This window comes from Mesorhizobium australafricanum, from assembly GCF_033977265.1.
Classification (GTDB): domain Bacteria; phylum Pseudomonadota; class Alphaproteobacteria; order Rhizobiales; family Rhizobiaceae; genus Mesorhizobium; species Mesorhizobium australafricanum.
Genome location: NZ_JAVIIT010000002.1, coordinates 60,731 through 79,892, shown reverse-complemented (window position 1 = coordinate 79,892; position 19,162 = coordinate 60,731). Strand labels below are relative to the sequence as shown.

Below are 19,162 nucleotides of genomic sequence, written 5' to 3'. Positions count from 1 at the left end.
CGTAATGTGCGGCTCTCTAATCCTCTTGCCCGAGGATGCTTCGCCTGAGCGCATCCGCTTCGATAGAGGATAAGAAACCCCATGAACAACGCCCCCAATTCATTTTCCAGCACCCGAAAGCGCCTGATGGCGGCCGCAGCGTCCCTTGCCGTTATTGGTGCTGTGGGCGCGGGCGCGCTTGCCACCGGCACCGCGCCTGTGCTCGCCGATGCCGTGCGCGTCGAAGCCCCGCAGATGCCGAGTTTCGCCGACGTCGTCGAGCATGTCTCGCCGGCTGTGGTCAGCGTCAAGGTCAAGGCCAAGATCCAGCCGACGGCCGACGACGGCTCCGACGATCAGGATGGCTTCGACAACCTGCCCGACAATCCGCAACTGCGCCAATTCTTCAAGCAGTTCCGCGGCTTTGGCGATCAAGGTCAGGGCGGCCAGTTCGGCCAGCGTCACTTCAACCACCGCGACCATGGCAATGGCCAGCCGCGCCCGGTGGCGCAAGGCTCGGGCTTTTTCATCTCCGAGGACGGCTACTTGGTCACCAACAACCACGTGGTCTCGGAAGGCTCGGACTTCAGCGTCGTCACCAATGACGGCAAGGAGCTCGACGCCAAGCTGATCGGCACCGATCCGCGCACCGATCTCGCCGTGCTGAAGGTCGACGGCGGCAGCAAGTTCACCTATGTCGACTTCGCCGACGATTCAAAAGTCCGCATCGGCGACTGGGTGGTTGCCGTCGGCAATCCGTTCGGTCTCGGCGGCACCGTCACCGCCGGCATTGTCTCGGCGCGTGGCCGTGACATCGGCGCCGGCCCCTATGACGACTTCCTGCAGATCGACGCCTCGGTCAACCGCGGCAATTCGGGTGGCCCGACCTTCAATCTCAACGGCCAGGTGATCGGCATCAACACCGCCATCTTCTCGCCGTCGGGCGGCAGCGTCGGCATTGCCTTCGACATCCCGGCCTCGACCGCCAAGCAGGTCGTCCAGGACCTGATGAAGAGCGGTTCGGTCCAGCGCGGCTGGCTCGGGGTCGAGATCCAGCCGGTCACCTCCGACATCGCCGAGTCGCTCGGCCTGAAGTCGGACAAGGGCGCGCTGGTCTCGAGCGCCCAGGATGCCGGCCCGGGCAAGAAGGCGGGCATCGTCGCCGGTGACGTCATCACCCAGGTCGACGGCAAGGATGTCGCCTCGCCGAAGGAGCTCGCCCGCATGATCGGCGCATTCGCGCCGGGCAAATCGGTCGATCTCACCGTCTGGCGCAACGGCAAGGGCGAGACGGTCAAGGTCGATCTCGGCACGCTGCCGGCAAGCGACAAGCAGGCCTCGAACGACGACAACAACAAGCAGTCGGCGCCCGCCGCCAAGGCCGACACGCTGGCCGATCTCGGCCTCACCGTCACCAAGGCGGAAAACGGCAAGGGCCTCGTGGTCACCGATGTCGATCCCGACAGCGACGCGGCCGACCGCGGCATCCAGCCCGGCGACGTCATCACCTCGATCAACTCGAACGATGTGAACACCACCGACGACGTGTCGAAGGCGATGACGGATGCCGCCAAGGCCGGCCGCAAGGCGGTGCTGATGCAGATCACCCGCGACGACTCGAACCGCTTCGTGGCGCTCCCGGTCGGCAAGGGCTGACAGCTCAGCGTTCAGCTTTTCCCTGTGGCGGTATCAACACCCCCGAGCCGCCACCGGGAAAACATGGGGCCGAGCACGTAAGTCAGTCACCGTGTTTTCGCTCCTGGCGGCAGCGGGTTTCCCATCACCCGCTGCCGCTTTAACTTGAAGGCAACAAGAATGGCTGCCCCTCAAACTTCCAGTGAAATCGCGTATAACGGTCCCATGAAGATTCTCGTCATGGAAGACGATCGCGAGGCAGCGGACTACTTGCAGAAAGCCTTCGCCGAGGCGGGCCATACCGCTCATGTCGCCGGCGACGGCGAGACCGGCTTCGCGCTTGCCGACGCCGGCGATTATGACGTGATGGTGGTCGACCGCCTGATGCCGCGCCGCGATGGCCTGTCGGTGATCGCGGCACTTCGCTCGCGCGGCAACACCACGCCGGTGCTGATCCTGTCGGCGCTGGGCGAGGTCGACGACCGCGTCACCGGACTGCGCGCCGGCGGCGACGATTACCTTACCAAGCCCTACGCCTTTTCTGAACTGCTCGCCCGCGTCGAGGTGCTGAACCGCCGCGCCGGCGCGCGCGAATCCGAGACCGTCTACCGCGTCGGCGATCTCGAGCTCGACCGGCTGTCGCATTCGGTCAGGCGTGCCGGCCGCGAGATCACGCTGCAGCCGCGCGAGTTTCGCCTGCTCGAATATCTGATGCGTCATGCCGGCCAGGTGGTGACGCGCACCATGCTTCTGGAAAATGTCTGGGACTATCACTTCGACCCGCAGACCAACGTCATCGACGTCCACGTCTCGCGCCTGCGCGGCAAGATCGAAAAAGGCTTCGACAAGCCTATCCTGCATACGATCCGCGGCGCCGGCTACATGCTGAAAGGCGGGTAGAGCATGCCCCCGGAGCGAAGGTCAGCGAACGCAAAAAGTGGGGACCGGTTTTCGGAAAATATCATGTTACAACAAAGGGTTAGATCAGAATGACGATTCAAAAAATCGTCGTCCTGATCTAAGAGCCCGATATGGCATTATCCCTGCCGGCCATCATGAAGACGACGGCGGCGCGGCTCTCGGCGCTTTATCTTCTGCTTTTCGCGCTCTGCGCGGTGTTGCTTGTCTTCTACATGACGTCGCTGTCGGCGCGCATGCTGACCGCGCAGACGCAGGAGACCATCAACGACGAGGTGCTGGGGCTGGCTCAAGCCTATCAGCGCGGCGGCCTGCCGGTGCTTGTGCGCGTGGTTGAAAACCGCTCGCGACAGCCTGGCGCCAATCTCTATCTGATCGCCGACGCCAACGGCCAGATCCTGACCGGCAATGTGCAGAGCCTGGAGCCGGGGGTCATCGAGACCGAAGGCTGGACGACGGACCCGTTTTCCTACCAGCGCTTCGGCGAGGGCGAGCTCGATCGGCTGCGCAGCAGCGGCAATACGGACCAGCCCACGCCTCCGGCCAACGAGGGCAATAGTCCCCAGTCCACCGGGGAAAAGGGCCACAACGCGATCGCGCTGGTGCTGCGACTGCCCAATCAGATGATCATGCTGGTCGGCCGCGACCTCGGCGAACCCGAGCGCTTCCGCGCCGTCATCAGCCGCGCGCTGACGCTGGCGCTTGGCATGATGGGCTTGGGCGGCTTCCTGATCTGGTTCTTTGTCGGACGCGCGGCGTTGAAGCGCATCGACGGCGTCTCGGACGCAAGCCGCCGTATCATGGGCGGCGACTTGTCCGGACGGTTGCCGGTCACCGGCGCCGGCGACGAATTCGACCGCCTGTCGGAAAACCTCAATTCGATGCTGGCGAGGATCGCCATGTTGAATGAGGGGCTGAAGCAGGTTTCCGACAACATCGCTCATGATCTGAAGACGCCGCTGACCAGGCTGCGCAACCGCGCCGAGGCAACGCTTGCCGGCAGGCACAAGACGCAAGACTACCGCCAGGCGCTGGAAGGCACGATCACGGAATCAGACCAGCTCATCAAGACGTTCAACGCCATCCTGATGATTTCGCGCCTGGAGGCTGGCTATTCCTCGGAACAGACCAGTCCCGTCGACCTCGCCGCGACGGTGAGCGACGTCGTCGAGCTCTATGAGCCGGTGGCCGAGGAAGCGGGCGTCGCGCTGGAAGCGACCGTGCCCGAGGCCCTTACGATCAACGGCAACCGCGAGCTGATCGGCCAGGCGCTGTCCAATATCGTCGACAATGCAATCAAATACTCGACCGACGCTGCCGAGACGCCGAAGGTGCGGGTAGCGCTGGAGCGCGCCGGAAGCGAGATCAAGCTTACCGTCACCGACAACGGCCACGGTATTCCCGACGACGCCGATCGCGCCCGGGCCACCGAGCGCTTCGTGCGGCTGGAAAAGAGCCGCTCGCAACCGGGCTCTGGCCTGGGCCTCAGCCTCGCCAAGGCAATCATGACTTTCCACAACGGCAGGCTTGATCTTTTGCCCGCCAATCCCGGATTGTCCGTGGTCATGAGTTTCCCGTTACGGGAGGCGCATTGATGGCGAGGACCATGGCGAAGAAGAAAGTCGAATCCGAATGGCGGCTTAGCCCGACATTGACGCTCCGCCCCCTGGATGCGGATCATGCCCGGCGCGAATTGTCGGAAATTGCCGATGCCGCCGAGGAAGAGGGCCTTTCCCGGCTCGCTGCATTCCTGGCGGGCGAGGGGCCGCCGCAGGACCTGCTGGCGGCAGTCTTCGACCTCTCGCCCTTCCTGCGCGATGTAGCGCGCCGCCAGCCGGCAATTCTCGACACGCTGTTCGACCAGACGATCGAGGCGCGGCTCGGCGCCATAGGCGAAGCGATCGGCGGGGCGGCCAAGGCGGATGATGCCTCGGAATCGAGCCTTATGATGGCGCTGCGGCAATGGAAGACCGAAGCGCATTTCCTGATCGCGCTGGCCGATCTTTCAGGCGAGGCGGAGACCTCGGTGACGGTGCGACGCCTCAGCGATCTTGCCGGCGCCTGTACATGCGCCGCCGTCGATTTCCTGCTGCTTGACGCGCACCAGCAAGGCAAGCTCAAGCTGCCGCATCCGGCCGAGCCTGCCAGGGATTCAGGCTGGATCCTGCTCGGCATGGGCAAGCTTGGCGCGCACGAGCTGAACTTTTCCTCCGACATCGACCTTGTCGTCTTCTTCGAGCCGGAGGCGCTGGCCGTCATCGATCCGCTCGACGCGACCGAGCTGTTCTCCCGGCTCACCCGTCGTCTCGTGCGTATCCTGCAGGACCGCACCGAGCATGGCTATGTCTTCCGCACCGATCTGAGGCTCCGCCCCGATCCCGGCTCGACGCCGCTGGCGATCCCGGTCGAGGCGGCGCTTCGCTATTACGAGGCGCGCGGCCAGAACTGGGAGCGCGCCGCCATGATCAAGGCGCGGCCGGTCGCCGGCGACCTTGACGCGGGCGCGGCCTTTCTCAAGGAACTGCAGCCTTATGTCTGGCGCAAATACATGGACTATGCGGCGATCGCCGACGTCCATTCGATCAAGCGCCAGATCCATGCCCACAAAGGCCATGGCGAGATCGCGGTGAAGGGCCACAACGTCAAGCTCGGCCGCGGCGGCATCCGCGAGATCGAGTTCTTCGTTCAGACCCAGCAGCTCATCGCCGGCGGCCGCTTCGCGGAACTGCGCGGCCGCGAGACGGTGCCGATGCTGGCAGCGTTGGCCGCGCGCGGCTGGATCACCGCCGATGCCCGCGATGCGCTTACCCGCCAATACTGGTTCCTGCGCCGTGTCGAACACGCCATCCAGATGGTGGCGGACGAGCAGACGCACATCCTGCCGGACAGCGACGAGGAGCTGAAGCGTATCGCGCTGATGCTGGGCTTTGCCGGCGAGGCGGAATTCACCGAGGCCTTCCGCGGCGCGCTGCAGCAAGTCGAGCGCCACTATGCGGCGCTGTTCGAAACGGCGCCCGAGCTTTCGGCGGGCGTCGGCAATCTGGTCTTCACCGGCGATGTCGACGATCCCGACACGCTGCAGACGCTGGATCGCCTGGGCTTCCAGCGGCCGAGCGACATCTGCCGCGTCATCCGCGGCTGGCATTTCGGCCGCTACCGCGTCACCCGCTCGGCGGAGGCCCGCGAGCGGCTGACGGAATTGACGCCGGCGCTGCTCAAGGCCTTCGGCCAGACGCGGCGCGCCGACGAGGCGCTGATGCGCTTCGACGAGTTCCTCGCCGGCCTGCCGGCGGGCATCCAGCTTTTCTCGCTGCTGCAGTCGAACCAGGCGTTGCTCAAGCTGATGGCGACGATTATGGGCGCGGCGCCGAGGCTGGCGGCCATCATCACGCGTCGCCCGCATGTCTTTGACGGCCTGCTCGATCCGGCGCTGCTCACCGAACTGCCTGAACGCGCCTACCTCTCGGCGCGGCTTGCCGCCTTCATCGAGGGCGATCGCGGCTATGAGGGCGTGCTCGACCGTCTGCGCATCTTCGCCTCCGAGCAGAAATTTCTGATCGGCGTGCGCCTGCTCGCCGGCTCGATCGATCCGGCACGCGCCGGCCGCGCCTTCTCCGACCTTGCCGACCTCACCATCGAGGCGGCACTTCAAGCGGTGATCGCCGAATTCGCGCTGCGCCATGGCAGGATCGCCGGGGGCAGGGTGGCACTGCTCGGCATGGGCAAGCTCGGCAGCCGCGAGCTCACGGCCGGTTCGGATGTCGATCTCATCCTGCTCTACGACCATGATGCCGATGCCGAGGACTCCGACGGCGAGAAGCCGCTGGCGCCTTCGCATTACTATACCCGCATGACGCAGCGCCTGATCGCCGCCGTCTCGGCGCCGACGGCCGAAGGCGTGCTCTATGAACTGGACCTGCGCCTGCGCCCCTCAGGCAACAAGGGTCCGGTCGCCACCCATATCGACGCGTTCAAGAAATATCAGCGCCAGGATGCCTGGACCTGGGAACACATGGCGCTGGCAAGAGCCCGCGCCATCGGCGGCGATGCCGAACTCTGCGCCGAACTCGATGACGAGGTGGCGGCGGTGCTGGCGCAGCCGCGCGATGCCGCCAAGGTGAAGGCCGAAGCCTCGGACATGCGGGCGCTGATCGAGAAGGAGAAGCCGCCGCGCGACCTCTGGGACATCAAGCTGATCCCTGGCGGGCTCATCGACCTCGAATTCATCGCCCAGGTCGCGGTCATCACCGGCAATGTCGAAGCAGGTCGCCGCGTAACCGCGACGGCCGAGGTGCTGGCGCGGCTGGCGCCAGGCTTCGCCGCAGCCGATATCCGGCAGCAGCTCAGCGATGCCTACCGGCTCTATCTGGCGCTGACCCAGATGATCAGGCTTTGCCTCACCGGCGAGTTCCAGCGTGACGATGTCCCGCCGGGGCTTTCGGACCTGCTTCTGGCGGTCACCGACCTGCCGGATTTCGGGGTGCTGGAAGCGCATCTCAAGGAGACGTCGCGGAAGGTCAGGAAGGACTTCGACCATCTGCTTCGCGCGGGAGCGTCGCCATCAACCGCATTGTCGCCGTGAGATTCCCCCAGGTGGCACATTAGCCACAGTTAATATTAATCGTCGATCCGGTCTTGCACCATTGGCGGAGGTGTCCCGTAATGGGTCAATGGGTCTGGCACCGCAATTGCATTGTCAGCAATGCCGGGGTCAACCATCACCCCGACGATGGGGGGCCCCGCCGCTTCGCAAATGGAGCGGCGGGTTCTTAACGGCTGATTTGAAGGCCGCCTGAATCGCCATGCATTGGGGCGCTGGGCAATTATGGATCTTCCGAAATTTTTGGTAGGCATGTTCACGACGTCATTCACCGTGGCGATCTGGGCTTACAACGAAACTGGTTCTGTCTGGGCGGTGCTTGGATGGGCAATCCTGACCATGATCATTCTGCAGGTCGGATATATCGGTCTGGTCGTCAGCTTGATCCATAGACGGGCATCGAAAGGCGCCGATGCAAGTCCGGCATCTGCAGCAGCAAATGATTTAAACCCTACCGGTCCAGTTTAGCGGCCCGACAATCCGTTGGGGTGGGTTTGACTGACTGCCGCCCTGACCGGCCCGGGGGGCAAGCCGGAAGCGCGTCGCCTGAATCCGGTTCAGCGCGACGCGCTTTAAGCCGCCGCCTTCACTACGGGCGGCGACTTCTTCAGCGGAATGCGCACCGATACGATGGTGCCGACGCCTTCGGTCGAGCGGATCTTCAGCGCGCCGCCCTGCAACTCGGCCAGTGAGCGCGAGATGGCGAGGCCGAGGCCCGAGCCGGTGTGGTTCTTGGAGAACTGGTTCTGCACCTGCTCGAACGGCCGGCCGAGCTTGCTCAGCGCCTGCTTGGGAATGCCGCAGCCATTGTCCTCGATGGTGAGCAGCAGCGCCCCCGAGGTGTTGCGTGCCCTGACCGTGATCTTGCCGCCCTGACCGGTGAACTTCACGGCGTTGGAGAGCAGGTTGATGGCGATCTGCTTGATCGCGCGGCGGTCGGCGTAGAGCCGCATCGAGTCGGCGATGCGCGTCTCGACATTGATCGACTTCTCCGCCGCCTGCAGCGAGATCACCCGCACCGTCTCCTTGATCAGCGGGCAGAGATCGATCTCCTCGCGGTCGAGCGAGAACTGGCCGGCCTCGATCTTCGACATGTCGAGGATGTCGTTGATGACGCCGAGCAGGTATTTGCCGCTGCCGTTGATGTCGGCTGCGTATTCCTCGTAGCGCTCGGAGCCGAGTGGCCCGAACAGGCCCTGCTCCATCAACTCGGAGAAGCCGATGATGGCGTTGAGCGGCGTGCGCAATTCATGCGACATGTTGGCGAGGAACTCCGACTTCGCGCGGTTGGCCGCCTCGGCTCGCTCGGTTTCCTTCATGTATTTGCGGTTGAGCTCGACCAGTTCGCTGGCGCGTTCCTCCTCGGCGCGCCGTGCAAGGCTGAGATCGTGGATCGTCGCCATCAGCCGGCGCTCGCTGTCGACCAGCTTTTCCTGATGCAGCTTGATCTGGGTGATGTCGGAACCGACCGAGACGACGCCGCCGTCGCGGGTCCTGAGCTCGTTGACCTGCAGCCAGCGGCCGTCGGCAAGCTGGCGCTCGAGCGTAATGCCGCCATGCGGCCCGTTGGCGTTGGCAAGCCTGCGCTCCGAGGCGAAGGCCAGCATCCGCTCCTCCAGCGCGTCGCGAACGACGCCCGGCACGACATCGCGGTCAGACAGCCCGTTGTCCTTCTGGAACTTCGAGTTGCACATGATCAGCCGCTCGGCGGCATCCCACAGCACGAAGGATTCGTTGATGTTCTCGATCGCGGTCCTGAGCCGCATGTCGGCCGCTTCCGAACGCAGCGCCAAGTGCCGCTGCTCGGTGACGTCGACGGCGATGCCGATCAGCTGGATCTCCGGCGCCTCCGGGTCGATCACCTGGGCGCGGGCCCGCATCCACACCCACTGTCCGTCGGCGTGGCGCATGCGGAAGACCTGGTCGATATGGTCGATCTCGCGTTCGACGATGCGGTTGGCAAGCTCGAACAGGTCGCCATCTTCGGGGTGGATGATCTCGTCGACCTCACCGAAGGAGAGCATCGCATCGCAAGGCTCATAGCCCAGCATGTCGTACATCGAGCGCGACCAGTACATCTTGCCGCGCACCATGTCCCAGTCCCACAGGCCGCAGCGGCCGCGTACCAGCGCCATGTCGATGCGCTGATGCGCCTCGAGGTAGATGCGGTCCGCCGCCTGGGCGCGCGCCGCCTGGCCGAAATAGGCGTATAGGATGACGATCAGCACGCCCGCCGTCAGCACGAACAGCGTGACGTTGAGCGACATCGACTTCCGCCAGCTGTCGAACACCGCTTCCTGCGGCACCAGCACGGCCGCCGCGTGTCTGCGGTCGCCGGTGAGGCTGACGGCGGCAAACCAGTCCTGTCCGCCGATGCTGACATCCATCACGCCGGCATCGTCGCCGAACATGAACAGCGGCTGGCCGCCCAGCACGAGACCGTCGAGCGTGCGGCCCTGCCAGCCCGTCGACGATGGCGAGACGGCGATGACCTTGAAGGAGGCGTCGGTGATGGCGAGCACATGGGCTCGGCTCATGGCGCCCTGGCGGCTGGTGCTTTCCAGGAGGCCTATGGCATTGGCGCCGGCCGCGTTGGGGTCCGCGGTGATCGCCTGCGCCATCTGGCCGGCCGCCAGCGCCAGCACCGCCTTGGCGTCGCGCTCGATCTCGTCATGCTCGTTCATCAGCGACAGGAAGCGCAATGCCGCGATGACGATGAGGAAAACGACGATCAGCGCCGGGATCGACCTGCGCAGCAGCGGCTCGGCGGCCAAGAGCCGCTGATAGGTGGGTTCGGCGATCAGGCGCGTATTGCCGGCAAGTCCATCGCTCCTTGCCTTGCGACGCGCAAAAGCCTTCCCTCCGGGCGCGCCCCACGCGTCCGCCTTCGCCATAAATGGCACTCCCCGATCTGCCGTATACTTGGATGATCCGGCTAACGCCGCACGCCCGAATCGCCATTAAAGAATCAAAGGTGATTCGCCTTGTCCAGAGGCGCGGCCAAAAAAGATTAAAAGTTGATTGAAATTTGTCTTTTTCCCTTCTCCCCTTGTGGGAGAAGGTGGCCGCGAAGCGGCCGGATGAGGGGTGCTCCAGGGAATGCCGGCGTCTCATTTCTTCCAACACCCCTCAACCGTCTCGGCGCTGCGCGCCGATCCACCTTCTCCCACAAGGGGAGAAGGGAAGGGCGCTAAGCCAGCGTCCGCTCCACTATATCGCGCAGGTCGGCCGACAGGTTCTCGGCCTTGGCGATATCGATCAGCGCCTGCTTGGCCTTGACCTGCCGTCCAGGCTCCAGCGAGCGCCAGGACCGCAGTGCCGTCGCCAGCCGCGCCGCCACTTGCGGGTTGCGCTTCTCGACTTCCAGCACCGTCTCGGCGAAGAAGCGGTAGCCTTCGCCGTCGGGGCGGTGGAAGCCGGTCTGGTTGGCGCTGGAGAAGGTGCCGATCAACGAACGCACCCGGTTCGGGTTGGCGATCGAGAAAGCCGGATGCTGCATGAGCCCGCGTACTTTCTCGACGGTCATGGCACCGGGCACACCGGCCTGGATCTGGAACCATTTGTCGAGTACCAGCGCGTCGCCGCGATAGCGGGCCTCGAAGGCGGCCAGCGCCTCTTCAGCCTCGGCCGTGCCCGGATGGCGATACGCCAGAACGGCGAGCGCCGCGGCTCGGTCGGTCATGTTGGTGGCGGCATTGAAATGGCGCGCGGCGAGGCCCGCACCGTCCGCCAGCAGCGACAGATAATCGAGCAGGATGTTGCGGAGCGCCCTGCGTCCGGCGCTCGCCGCGTCCGGGCTGAACGGACTGTTGTCGGCAAGGCCGTCATAGAGGGCCAGGAAAACCTCGCGGTTTGCCTCGGCGATCGTCCGCGCCAGCGCCTCGCGCGCGGCAAAGATGGCGTCGGGATCGATGCCCGTGCCGATGTCGCGCGCAATGTCCGCTTCGCCGGGCAGCGCCAGCGCCAGCGCCCGGTAGGCCGGCTCCAGCGCCTCGTCGCCGGCGATCCTGCCGGCAAGCTCGGCGAGCCGCGCCGCGAAGGCGGGTTCCCTGCCGCCGAGGATCTGGCGGAAGGCGGCGATCAGCGCGTCGGTCAAAAGCGTGTTGAAGGCCTGCCAGCGCGAGAAGGCGTCGCTGTCATGTGCCGCGAGGAAGAACTGGTCGTCGGCCTTCTGCTGCACCGACAGCGTGACCGGCGCCGAGAAGCCGCGGTTGAGCGATACCGAAGGCCGTTCCGAAACGCCCGAAAAGCGCACCGTGTGCCGGCGCTTGCGGATATGGATGACGCCGTCATCCACCGTTGCGCCCTCGACGGTGTCCCAGGCGACAGGCTTGCCGTTGGCGCCGACCAGGCCGAAGGCCAGCGGAATATGCATCAGCCGCTTGCGGCTTTCCGACGGCGTCGGCGGCACCGACTGTTCGATCTCCAGCGTGAACTCCTTTGCCGCGGCATTGTGCGCCGAGCTCACCGTCAGGTTCGGCGTGCCGGCCTGGTGATACCAGAGCGCGAATTGCGCCAGGTCCCGCCCGGAGACGTCTTCGAACACTTTGAGGAATTCCTCGATCGTCGCGGCCTCGCCGTCATGCCGCTCGAAATAGAGATCCATGCCCGCACGGAAGGTTTCAGGGCCGAGGATGGTGCGGATCATGCGCACCACTTCCGAGCCCTTTTCGTAGACGGTCGCCGTGTAGAAATTGTTGATCTCGCGGTAGCGCCGCGGCCTGACCGGATGCGCCAGCGGCCCCTGGTCTTCCGGGAACTGGTGCGCGCGCAATGTGCGCACCTCGGCGATGCGCTTCACCGCCCGCGAGCGCTGGTCGGCGGAGAATTCATGGTCGCGGTAAACCGTCAGCCCTTCCTTCAGGCAGAGCTGGAACCAGTCGCGGCAAGTGATTCTGTTGCCAGTCCAATTGTGGAAGTATTCATGCGCGATGATCGCCTCGATATTGGCGAAATCGGCATCCGTCGCGGTCTCCTCGTCGGCCAGCACATATTTGTCGTTGAAGACGTTGAGGCCCTTGTTCTCCATCGCGCCCATGTTGAAGTCCGACACGGCGACGATGTTGAAGACGTCGAGATCGTATTCGCGGCCGAAGGCTTCCTCGTCCCATTTCATCGAGCGTTTCAGCGCGTCCATCGCATAGCCGGCAAGCCGCTCCTTGCCAGGCTCGACATAGATGCCGAGCTCGACCTCGCGGCCGGACATGGTGGTGAAGCTGCCCGCCACCTTGCCGAGCGCGCCCGCCACCAGCGCGAAGAGGTAGGAGGGTTTGGGGAAGGGGTCGTGCCAGACCGCGTAATGCCGGCCGTTGGCAAGCGCGCCGCGTTCGACGGGATTGCCGTTTGAAAGCAGTAGCGGCGCCTCGTTATGCGGAGCCTCGATGCGCACGGTGTAGACCGACAGGATGTCGGGACGGTCGAGGAAATAGGTGATGCGGCGAAAGCCTTCGGCCTCGCATTGCGTGCAATAGACGTTGTTGGAGCGATAGAGGCCCATCAGCGCCTCGTTGCGCGACGGCGCGATCTCGGTCTCCAGGCGAAGCTCGAAGCGCCGCGCCGCCGGCGGCTTCAGGATCGTCAGCCGGTCCGGTGTCGCCTCATAGTCGCCGGCCGCGAGCGCTTGTCCGTCGACAACAACGCCAAGCAGCGTCAGCCCGTCGCCGTCGAGCACCAGCGGCGCCGAGGCGGCGACGCCCTCGCGCCGTTCGACGATGAGCAGCGCCGTGACATGGGTCGCGTCCGGCGACAGGCGGAAGTCGAGGCTGGTCCTCGGGATGAGATAGTCGCAGGGGCGATAGTCCTCGAGCCTGAAGACATGACCGGTATCTGTGCGCATTCCTTGTGCTTTTCCTGTCGATTTCGGTCGGCCAGCGGGCTTGGCTGGTCCAAGAATTTTGAGGTGCGCGCTCTTTACACGAAACGGCCACTCGACAAAACTGCGGGATAAGTGTGTTTCGCAATTCCGGACGGAGGCTACGGCGAAGTCGCCGAACCTAACCGTTTCACACTTTTCCTGGAATTGCTCTTGGGCTATTTCGCGGCTTCGTTTTCCGACCATCCTTGCGAGGCAAGATGACCGTCGATCATGCCGTCGGCCACAGCACGCTGCGCGGCATCACGCTGAAGATCGTCTCGGTAACGGTCTTCGTTGGCATGCAGACCTGCATCAAGGCGGCCGGCGACGTGCCAGCCGGGCAGATCGTCTTCTTCCGCTCCTTCTTCGCCATCTTCCCGATCATCGCCTTCCTGGCCTTCAAAGGTGAGCTCTCCACGGCATTCACGACCAGGCGGCCGTTCAACCATATTGCGCGCGGCCTCGTCGGCGTTGGTGCCATGGGACTCGGCTTCTTCGCGCTGACCAGGTTGCCCCTGCCGGAGGCCATCACGCTGAACTACGCCCAGCCGCTGCTGGTCGTCGTGTTCTCCTCGATCTTCCTCGGCGAGACGATCCGCGTCTACCGCTGGAGCGCGGTTGCCTTTGGTCTTGCCGGCGTTTTGGTCATTTCCTGGCCGGAATTGACATTGCTCAATTCCAATGAAGGCCTCGACGACCAGGAGGTGCTGGGCGTCATGGCCGCGCTGATCGCCGCGGCAATTTCGGCCGTCGCCATGCTTCTGGTGCGCAATCTCGTGCAGACGGAGAAGACGGCGACCATCGTGCTGTGGTTCTCCTCGACGGCTTCAGTGCTGTCGCTCTTCACGCTGCCCTTCGGCTGGCAGGCGCTGACGCCGATGCAGGCCGCGCTGCTTGTTTTTGCCGGCTTCTGCGGTGGGCTCGGCCAGATCCTGATGACGGCGGCCTATCGCCATGCCGAAGCCTCGGTCGTGGCGCCCTTCGAATATACCTCGATGATCCTCGGCGTCGTCGTCGGCTATTTTGTCTTCGGAGATGTGACCTCGCTCAACACGCTTGTCGGCGGTGCGATCGTGGTCGCCGCCGGCATCTTCATCATCTGGCGTGAGCGGCAATTGGGCCTCGAGCGCACGCGCACCAGAACGGCGACGCCACCGCAGGGGTAATTCATGCAGGACGTTTCGTGCGTCGAGTTCCTTCACACCCCCTCTGTCCTGCAGGCCAGAGGCGGGGTGCTGTCCCGCGGCCTTTCTATTGAGCTACTGAGAGCCACGCTCTTTCGCCAGCCGCACCAGCACTGCTCGCGTCTGCTCGTCGGCCGGGAAAAAGGATTCGATCGCCAGTTCCGATAGGGTGACATCGAGCGGCGTGCCGAACACGGTGATCGTGCTGATGAAGGAGAGCACCATATCGCCATGCGCAAGCCGAAGCGGATGGACGATGCCGCTCGGCTCGACCGGCGCCGGGCGCGCGCTTTTCATGCCGGACGGATAGGCGCGCAGATCGCGCTCCAGTTCTATCAGCACCGGATCGCCGGTCTCGTCGTTCTGGCGCTTCAGCCTTTCGATGAGATGTGCCCGCCACTCCGCCAGGTTGACGATGCGCGGCGCCACGCCGCCCGGATGCAGGCTGAGTCTCAGCACATTGACCGGCGGCGCGAGCAGCGACGGTTCGGAAATATCGGCCAGGAACGGGGCGATCGCCGGATTGGCGGAAACGAGGTTCCAGTGTCGGTCCACCGCCAGCGCCGGGAAAGGCTCGTGACCCTTGAGCACGGTCTCGATCGCGGCAAGCGCCGGCGCCAGCGTCGCGTCGGTGAGCGGCTTTTCGCTGAAGCTCGGCGCGAAACCCGCCGCAAGCAGGAGCTGGTTGCGCTCGCGCAGCGGGATCGAAAGCTGCTCGGCCAGATGCAGGACCATCTCGCGTGAAGGTAGGGCACGCCCGCTCTCGACGAAGGAAAGATGCCTCTGCGAGATATCGGCCTCCATGGCGAGGTCGAGCTGGCTCATGCGCCGCCGCGTGCGCCATTCGCGAATGAGGCTGCCGGCGGAGACGTCGGGTGTGGTCATGGGGGAGGAGTAGGCCGGCGCTCGGCGCAATTCAATTACCTCGGAGGTAATAGCTCCCCCTTCTCCCCTTGTGGGAGAAGGGGGATCGGCGCGCAGCGCCGAGACGGATGAGGGGTGCGCGAAGGAACGCAGCGTAGAAGAACCCAATACTATCAGGTGCTTGTGCCTTCGAAGCCGAGATCCTTCCAGCACCCCTCATCCGTCCGAGCTTCGCTCGGCCACCTTCTCCCACAAGGGCAGAAGGGAAAGGCGCTCACGCCAACCCCTTCAACTTCGCCTTCACCTCAAGGAAATCTCGCCAGGCCAGCTTCTTGTGCGCCGGCGTCCGGAGCAGATAGGCCGGATGCAGCGTCGGCATCGCCGGGATCGCAATCCCGGAAGCCGTCATATGCGTACGCCAATTTCCCCGCAGCCTAAGGATGCCTTCCGTCGTGTTGAGCAGCGTCTTGGCCGACGGCCCGCCGAGGTTGACCAGCACCTTAGGGTTGACCAGCTCGATCTGCCTTTCGATGAAGGGCCGGCAGATTTCGGTCTCGTGCGGTGTCGGCGTGCGGTTGCCCGGCGGCCGCCACGGAATGACATTGGCGATATAGGCCGAGTTGCGGTCGAGGCCGATCGCGGCGAGCATACGGTCGAGCAGCCGGCCCGAGCGGCCGACAAAGGGAAGGCCTTCGAGGTCCTCGTCGCGGCCCGGCGCCTCGCCGACCAGCATCAGGTCGGCGTTGGGGTTGCCATCGGCGAAGACCAGGTTCTTGGCGGTGAATTTGAGGTTGCAGCCGTCGAAGGCGGCCATGTGCTGGCGCAGTTCTTCGAGCGTCGTCGCGCGGGCGGCAAGCTGGCGCGCGGCGGCGGCCTGTGCTTCGTCGGGAACGGCCGCGGCCGCCGGCACCCGCGCGGGCGCGTCCGGAACATGGCTCGCGTCGAGACCGGATGATGACGTTGGCCGCTCAGATGCCTTGACCTGCCCCGCAGCCTGCACGGGCGCCGGTCGGCTCTCGGGCTTGGGTTCGCGGCGTGGCACGGCGGGTGCCCGTTCGGCCGGCCTCGCCGCCGGTTCGGCAAACCGGTTGATCGGCGCGTCTTCAAGCGCATCGTCGACGCCGGCGCTGGCATAGAAGGCGAGCAGTTCGGCGATCTCGGCAGGCGTGCTGGGGGAGGCGGCAGTCATGGCGCCACCATCGTCCGCGCTGCGCCGATTTGCAAGTTGTGAGGTCCGCCTTGAACTACGTCGAGATTCAGGGGAGGCCGTGCCGAAAACAGTGGCTTCCGAGCACCAGCCTACGCCGGCCATAGCCTAAATTCAACTGCCACGCCACTCATCAGTGCTTCGGCCGGCGAAGGCCGGAAGCGCAGGAAGCCGCCCTTTGCAGGCCGGCATCGCCTGAATATCGGCGTACTTCACCCCGTCGGAATTCGCGGATCCTGCACGATGTAGAACGTCCAGCGCGGCGTATAGTCGGTGATCAGGAAATCGAAGGTCGCCGTCTTCAGCGGATCGACCTTGCCGTTCCTGAACAGCAACTGGTCGTAAGGTTCGAACTTACGCTCGAAATCGGCGAAGTTGCTCGACCAGATGTTGTCGGGCGTCTTGTTGCGCTGGTCGAAGGAAAGGCCATCGCCGAACACGCTCGGCTGGTCGAGGATCTCCTGCAGCTCGAACTGGAACTCCACCCAGGGCAGGGCGCTGTTGTTCAGCACGTCGATGCGCATATACATCACGCCATTGGCGACTTCGCCGGCCCTGCCGAAGGGTTCGATCGGCTTGGTCGCGCGAATGGTCAGCGTCACCGGCGTCGCCGTGTTCAGCTCCTCCTTGATGATCAGCGGGTCTTCCTTGGTGCCGATGCCGGAAGCGCCGGTGATGCGGAAGCCGCCCATCTCGTCGGAGAAGGAATAGGCGCCGGTCGCCCAGACCTTCACCGGATCTGCCTCCGCCGGCACGGCCAAAAAGAGGAGCGGAAGAACCGCGCGCCAGGCCGCGCCTGGCGTGAAGAGCAAGCGCTTGGATGGAAAGCCGGATGGCTCTGGACTGCGCATGCCGGCAAGTATTGCCGATAACCAAGCCGTCGAACAATTAAAAACATGCGGACGCGGCCTGGCCTTCCAACCGATTGCCCCTGGCCTATGCTTGGCCATGGCCTGGGTGCCGACCATTTCGTAGGGAAAACCGCGACTTTTTGTCGAAATCGGCGTTGTCACGTCAGCGCCGGTTTCGCGGCGCGAATTGATGCGCTATGCAGCGCATGAGCCAGCACAATGCGAGAATGCGGCAAGCCAAAGAGGGGTCGATGAGCGATATCGAACGCGAAAGCATGGAATTCGACGTGGTGATCGTCGGCGCGGGTCCCGCCGGCCTTGCCGCCGCGATCCGTCTGAAACAGCTCAGCCCCGACCTGTCGGTCGTCGTCCTGGAGAAGGGCGGCGAGGTTGGCGCGCATATCCTGTCCGGCGCCGTCGTCGACCCGATCGGCATCGACCGCCTGCTGCCCGGCTGGCGTGAGGAGGAGGGCCATCCGTTCAAGACACCGGTGACGGCGGACCATTTCCTGGTGCTTGGGCCCGCGGGTTCGTTCCGCCTGCCGAACTTCCTGATGCCGCCGCTGATGAACAATCACGGCAATTACATCGTCTCGCTGGGCAATGTCTGCCGCTGGCTGGCAACCAAGGCCGAGGCGCTGGGCGTCGAAATCTATCCGGGTTTTGCCGCCGCGAGCCTCGTCTACAACGAAGCCGGCGCCGTCACCGGCGTCATCACCGGCGACATGGGCGTCGAGAAGGACGGCACGCATGGCCCGGCCTACGCGCCCGGCATGGCGCTGATGGGCAAGTATGTGCTGATCGGCGAGGGCGCGCGCGGCTCGCTCGCCAAGCAGCTGATCGCCAAATACAAACTTTCCGAAGGCCGTGAACCCGGCAAATACGGCATCGGTCTCAAGGAACTGTGGCAGGTCAAGCCCGAGAACCACAAGCCTGGTCTGGTGCAGCATTCCTTCGGCTGGCCGCTCGACATGAAGACCGGCGGCGGCTCCTTCCTCTACCATCTCGAAGACAATCAGGTGGCGGTCGGCTTCGTCGTCCACCTGAACTACAAGAACCCCTACCTCTCGCCCTTCGAGGAGTTCCAGCGTTTCAAGACGCATCCGGCGATCGCCGGCACATTCGCGGGCGCCAAGCGCATCGGCTACGGCGCGCGCGCCATCACCGAAGGCGGCTGGCAGTCCGTGCCGAAACTTTCCTTCCCTGGCGGCGTGCTGATGGGTTGTGCTGCCGGCTTCGTCAACGTGCCGCGCATCAAGGGGTCGCACAACGCGGTGCTCTCCGGCATGCTGGCGGCCGAGCATGTGGCCGAAGCGGTTGCCGGCGGTCGCGCCAATGACGAGCTCGCTTCCTATGAACAAGCCTGGCGCGGCACCGATATCGGCAAGGACCTTAAGAAGGTGCGCAACGTCAAGCCGCTCTGGTCGCGCTTCGGCACCATTGTCGGCGTCGGCATCGGCGGCCTCGACATGTGGCTGAACACGCTGTTCGGCTTCTCGCCCTTCGGCACGCTGAAGCACGGCAAGGCCGACTATGCGACGCTCGAACCGGCGGCGAAGCATGAGAAGATCGCCTATCCGAAGCCGGACGGCGTGCTGACCTTCGACCGGCTCTCCTCGGTGTTCCTCTCCAACACCAACCACGAGGAAAACGAGCCGGTGCATCTGATCGTCGGCGACATGGCGCTGCAGCAGCGTTCCGAGCACGATGTCTTCGCTGGTCCCTCGACGCGCTACTGCCCGGCCGGCGTTTATGAGTGGGTGGACAAGGACGGCAACGCCGCCGCCGATCCGTCGGCCAAGGATGTGCGCTTCGTCATCAACGCGCAGAACTGTGTCCACTGCAAGACCTGCGACATCAAGGATCCGAACCAGAATATCAACTGGGTGCCGCCACAAGGCGGCGAAGGCCCGGTCTACCAGGGCCTGTAAGCCGCGCGGCGGACCGGGCCGTCTCGACCGCCGCCCCGGCTAAAGCCGGCGAAGGCCCGGTCTATCAAGGCATGTAAGCCGCCAAGGCCGTTGAAGCGCCGCGCCGATTATGGTCTGCTCCGCCTCCGGACAAGGAGGC

At 64.6% G+C, this 19,162-nt stretch carries 12 protein-coding genes; 7 read left to right on the top strand and 5 right to left on the bottom strand.

Annotation, left to right across the window (positions count from 1 at the left end; genetic code table 11):
* Positions 1–81 precede the first annotated feature (81 nt).
* The 5 genes from RFM98_RS03895 (at position 82) to RFM98_RS03875 (ending at position 7,600) form a co-directional block, all read left to right on the top strand.
* Entirely contained in the window at positions 82–1,635 is a 1,554-nt protein-coding gene (locus tag RFM98_RS03895) for a Do family serine endopeptidase (RefSeq protein WP_320307605.1), read from the top strand.
* 204 nt (positions 1,636–1,839) lie between these two features.
* Positions 1,840–2,514: a response regulator transcription factor gene (locus RFM98_RS03890; RefSeq protein ID WP_095816191.1), complete on the top strand. Its 675-nt coding sequence runs from the start codon at positions 1,840–1,842 to the stop codon at positions 2,512–2,514.
* Positions 2,515–2,645: 131 nt separating this feature from the next.
* Entirely contained in the window at positions 2,646–4,127 is a 1,482-nt protein-coding gene (locus RFM98_RS03885) for a sensor histidine kinase (RefSeq protein ID WP_320307604.1), read from the top strand.
* Positions 4,128–4,138: 11 nt separating this feature from the next.
* Complete coding sequence (locus tag RFM98_RS03880; protein ID WP_320307603.1) at positions 4,139–7,114, top strand: bifunctional [glutamine synthetase] adenylyltransferase/[glutamine synthetase]-adenylyl-L-tyrosine phosphorylase; 2,976 nt, start codon at positions 4,139–4,141, stop codon at positions 7,112–7,114.
* 243 nt (positions 7,115–7,357) lie between these two features.
* Entirely contained in the window at positions 7,358–7,600 is a 243-nt protein-coding gene (locus RFM98_RS03875) for an exopolysaccharide production repressor protein (protein WP_320307602.1), read from the top strand.
* A 104-nt stretch (positions 7,601–7,704) separates the two neighbouring features.
* Here the strand turns inward: RFM98_RS03875 and RFM98_RS03870 are convergent, their stop codons facing one another.
* Both RFM98_RS03870 and pepN read right to left on the bottom strand, forming a co-directional pair.
* Positions 7,705–10,026 carry a PAS domain-containing sensor histidine kinase gene (locus RFM98_RS03870; RefSeq protein ID WP_320307601.1) on the bottom strand — a complete coding sequence of 774 codons (2,322 nt, stop codon included), beginning with the start codon at positions 10,024–10,026 and terminating at the stop codon, positions 7,705–7,707.
* 296 nt (positions 10,027–10,322) lie between these two features.
* Complete coding sequence (gene pepN / locus RFM98_RS03865; RefSeq protein ID WP_320307600.1) at positions 10,323–12,968, bottom strand: aminopeptidase N; 2,646 nt, start codon at positions 12,966–12,968, stop codon at positions 10,323–10,325.
* A gap of 236 nt (positions 12,969–13,204) precedes the next feature.
* Between pepN and RFM98_RS03860 the strand changes: the two genes are divergently transcribed.
* On the top strand, positions 13,205–14,152 hold the full coding sequence (locus tag RFM98_RS03860; RefSeq protein ID WP_320307599.1) for a DMT family transporter: 948 nt from the start codon (positions 13,205–13,207) through the stop codon (positions 14,150–14,152).
* Between the two features lie 93 nt (positions 14,153–14,245).
* Here the strand turns inward: RFM98_RS03860 and RFM98_RS03855 are convergent, their stop codons facing one another.
* From RFM98_RS03855 to RFM98_RS03845, 3 genes are all read right to left on the bottom strand, one after another.
* Positions 14,246–15,055, bottom strand: a complete 810-nt coding sequence (locus RFM98_RS03855) for a helix-turn-helix domain-containing protein (protein ID WP_320307598.1) — start codon at positions 15,053–15,055, stop codon at positions 14,246–14,248.
* Between the two features lie 253 nt (positions 15,056–15,308).
* Positions 15,309–16,223, bottom strand: a complete 915-nt coding sequence (locus tag RFM98_RS03850; protein ID WP_320307597.1) for a uracil-DNA glycosylase — start codon at positions 16,221–16,223, stop codon at positions 15,309–15,311.
* Between the two features lie 230 nt (positions 16,224–16,453).
* The gene (locus RFM98_RS03845; RefSeq protein WP_320307596.1) at positions 16,454–17,092 is read right to left on the bottom strand and encodes a hypothetical protein; all 639 of its coding nucleotides are present in this window, start codon (positions 17,090–17,092) and stop codon (positions 16,454–16,456) included.
* A 251-nt stretch (positions 17,093–17,343) separates the two neighbouring features.
* Between RFM98_RS03845 and RFM98_RS03840 the strand changes: the two genes are divergently transcribed.
* Positions 17,344–19,023: an electron transfer flavoprotein-ubiquinone oxidoreductase gene (locus tag RFM98_RS03840; protein WP_320307595.1), complete on the top strand. Its 1,680-nt coding sequence runs from the start codon at positions 17,344–17,346 to the stop codon at positions 19,021–19,023.
* Positions 19,024–19,162 lie beyond the last annotated feature (139 nt).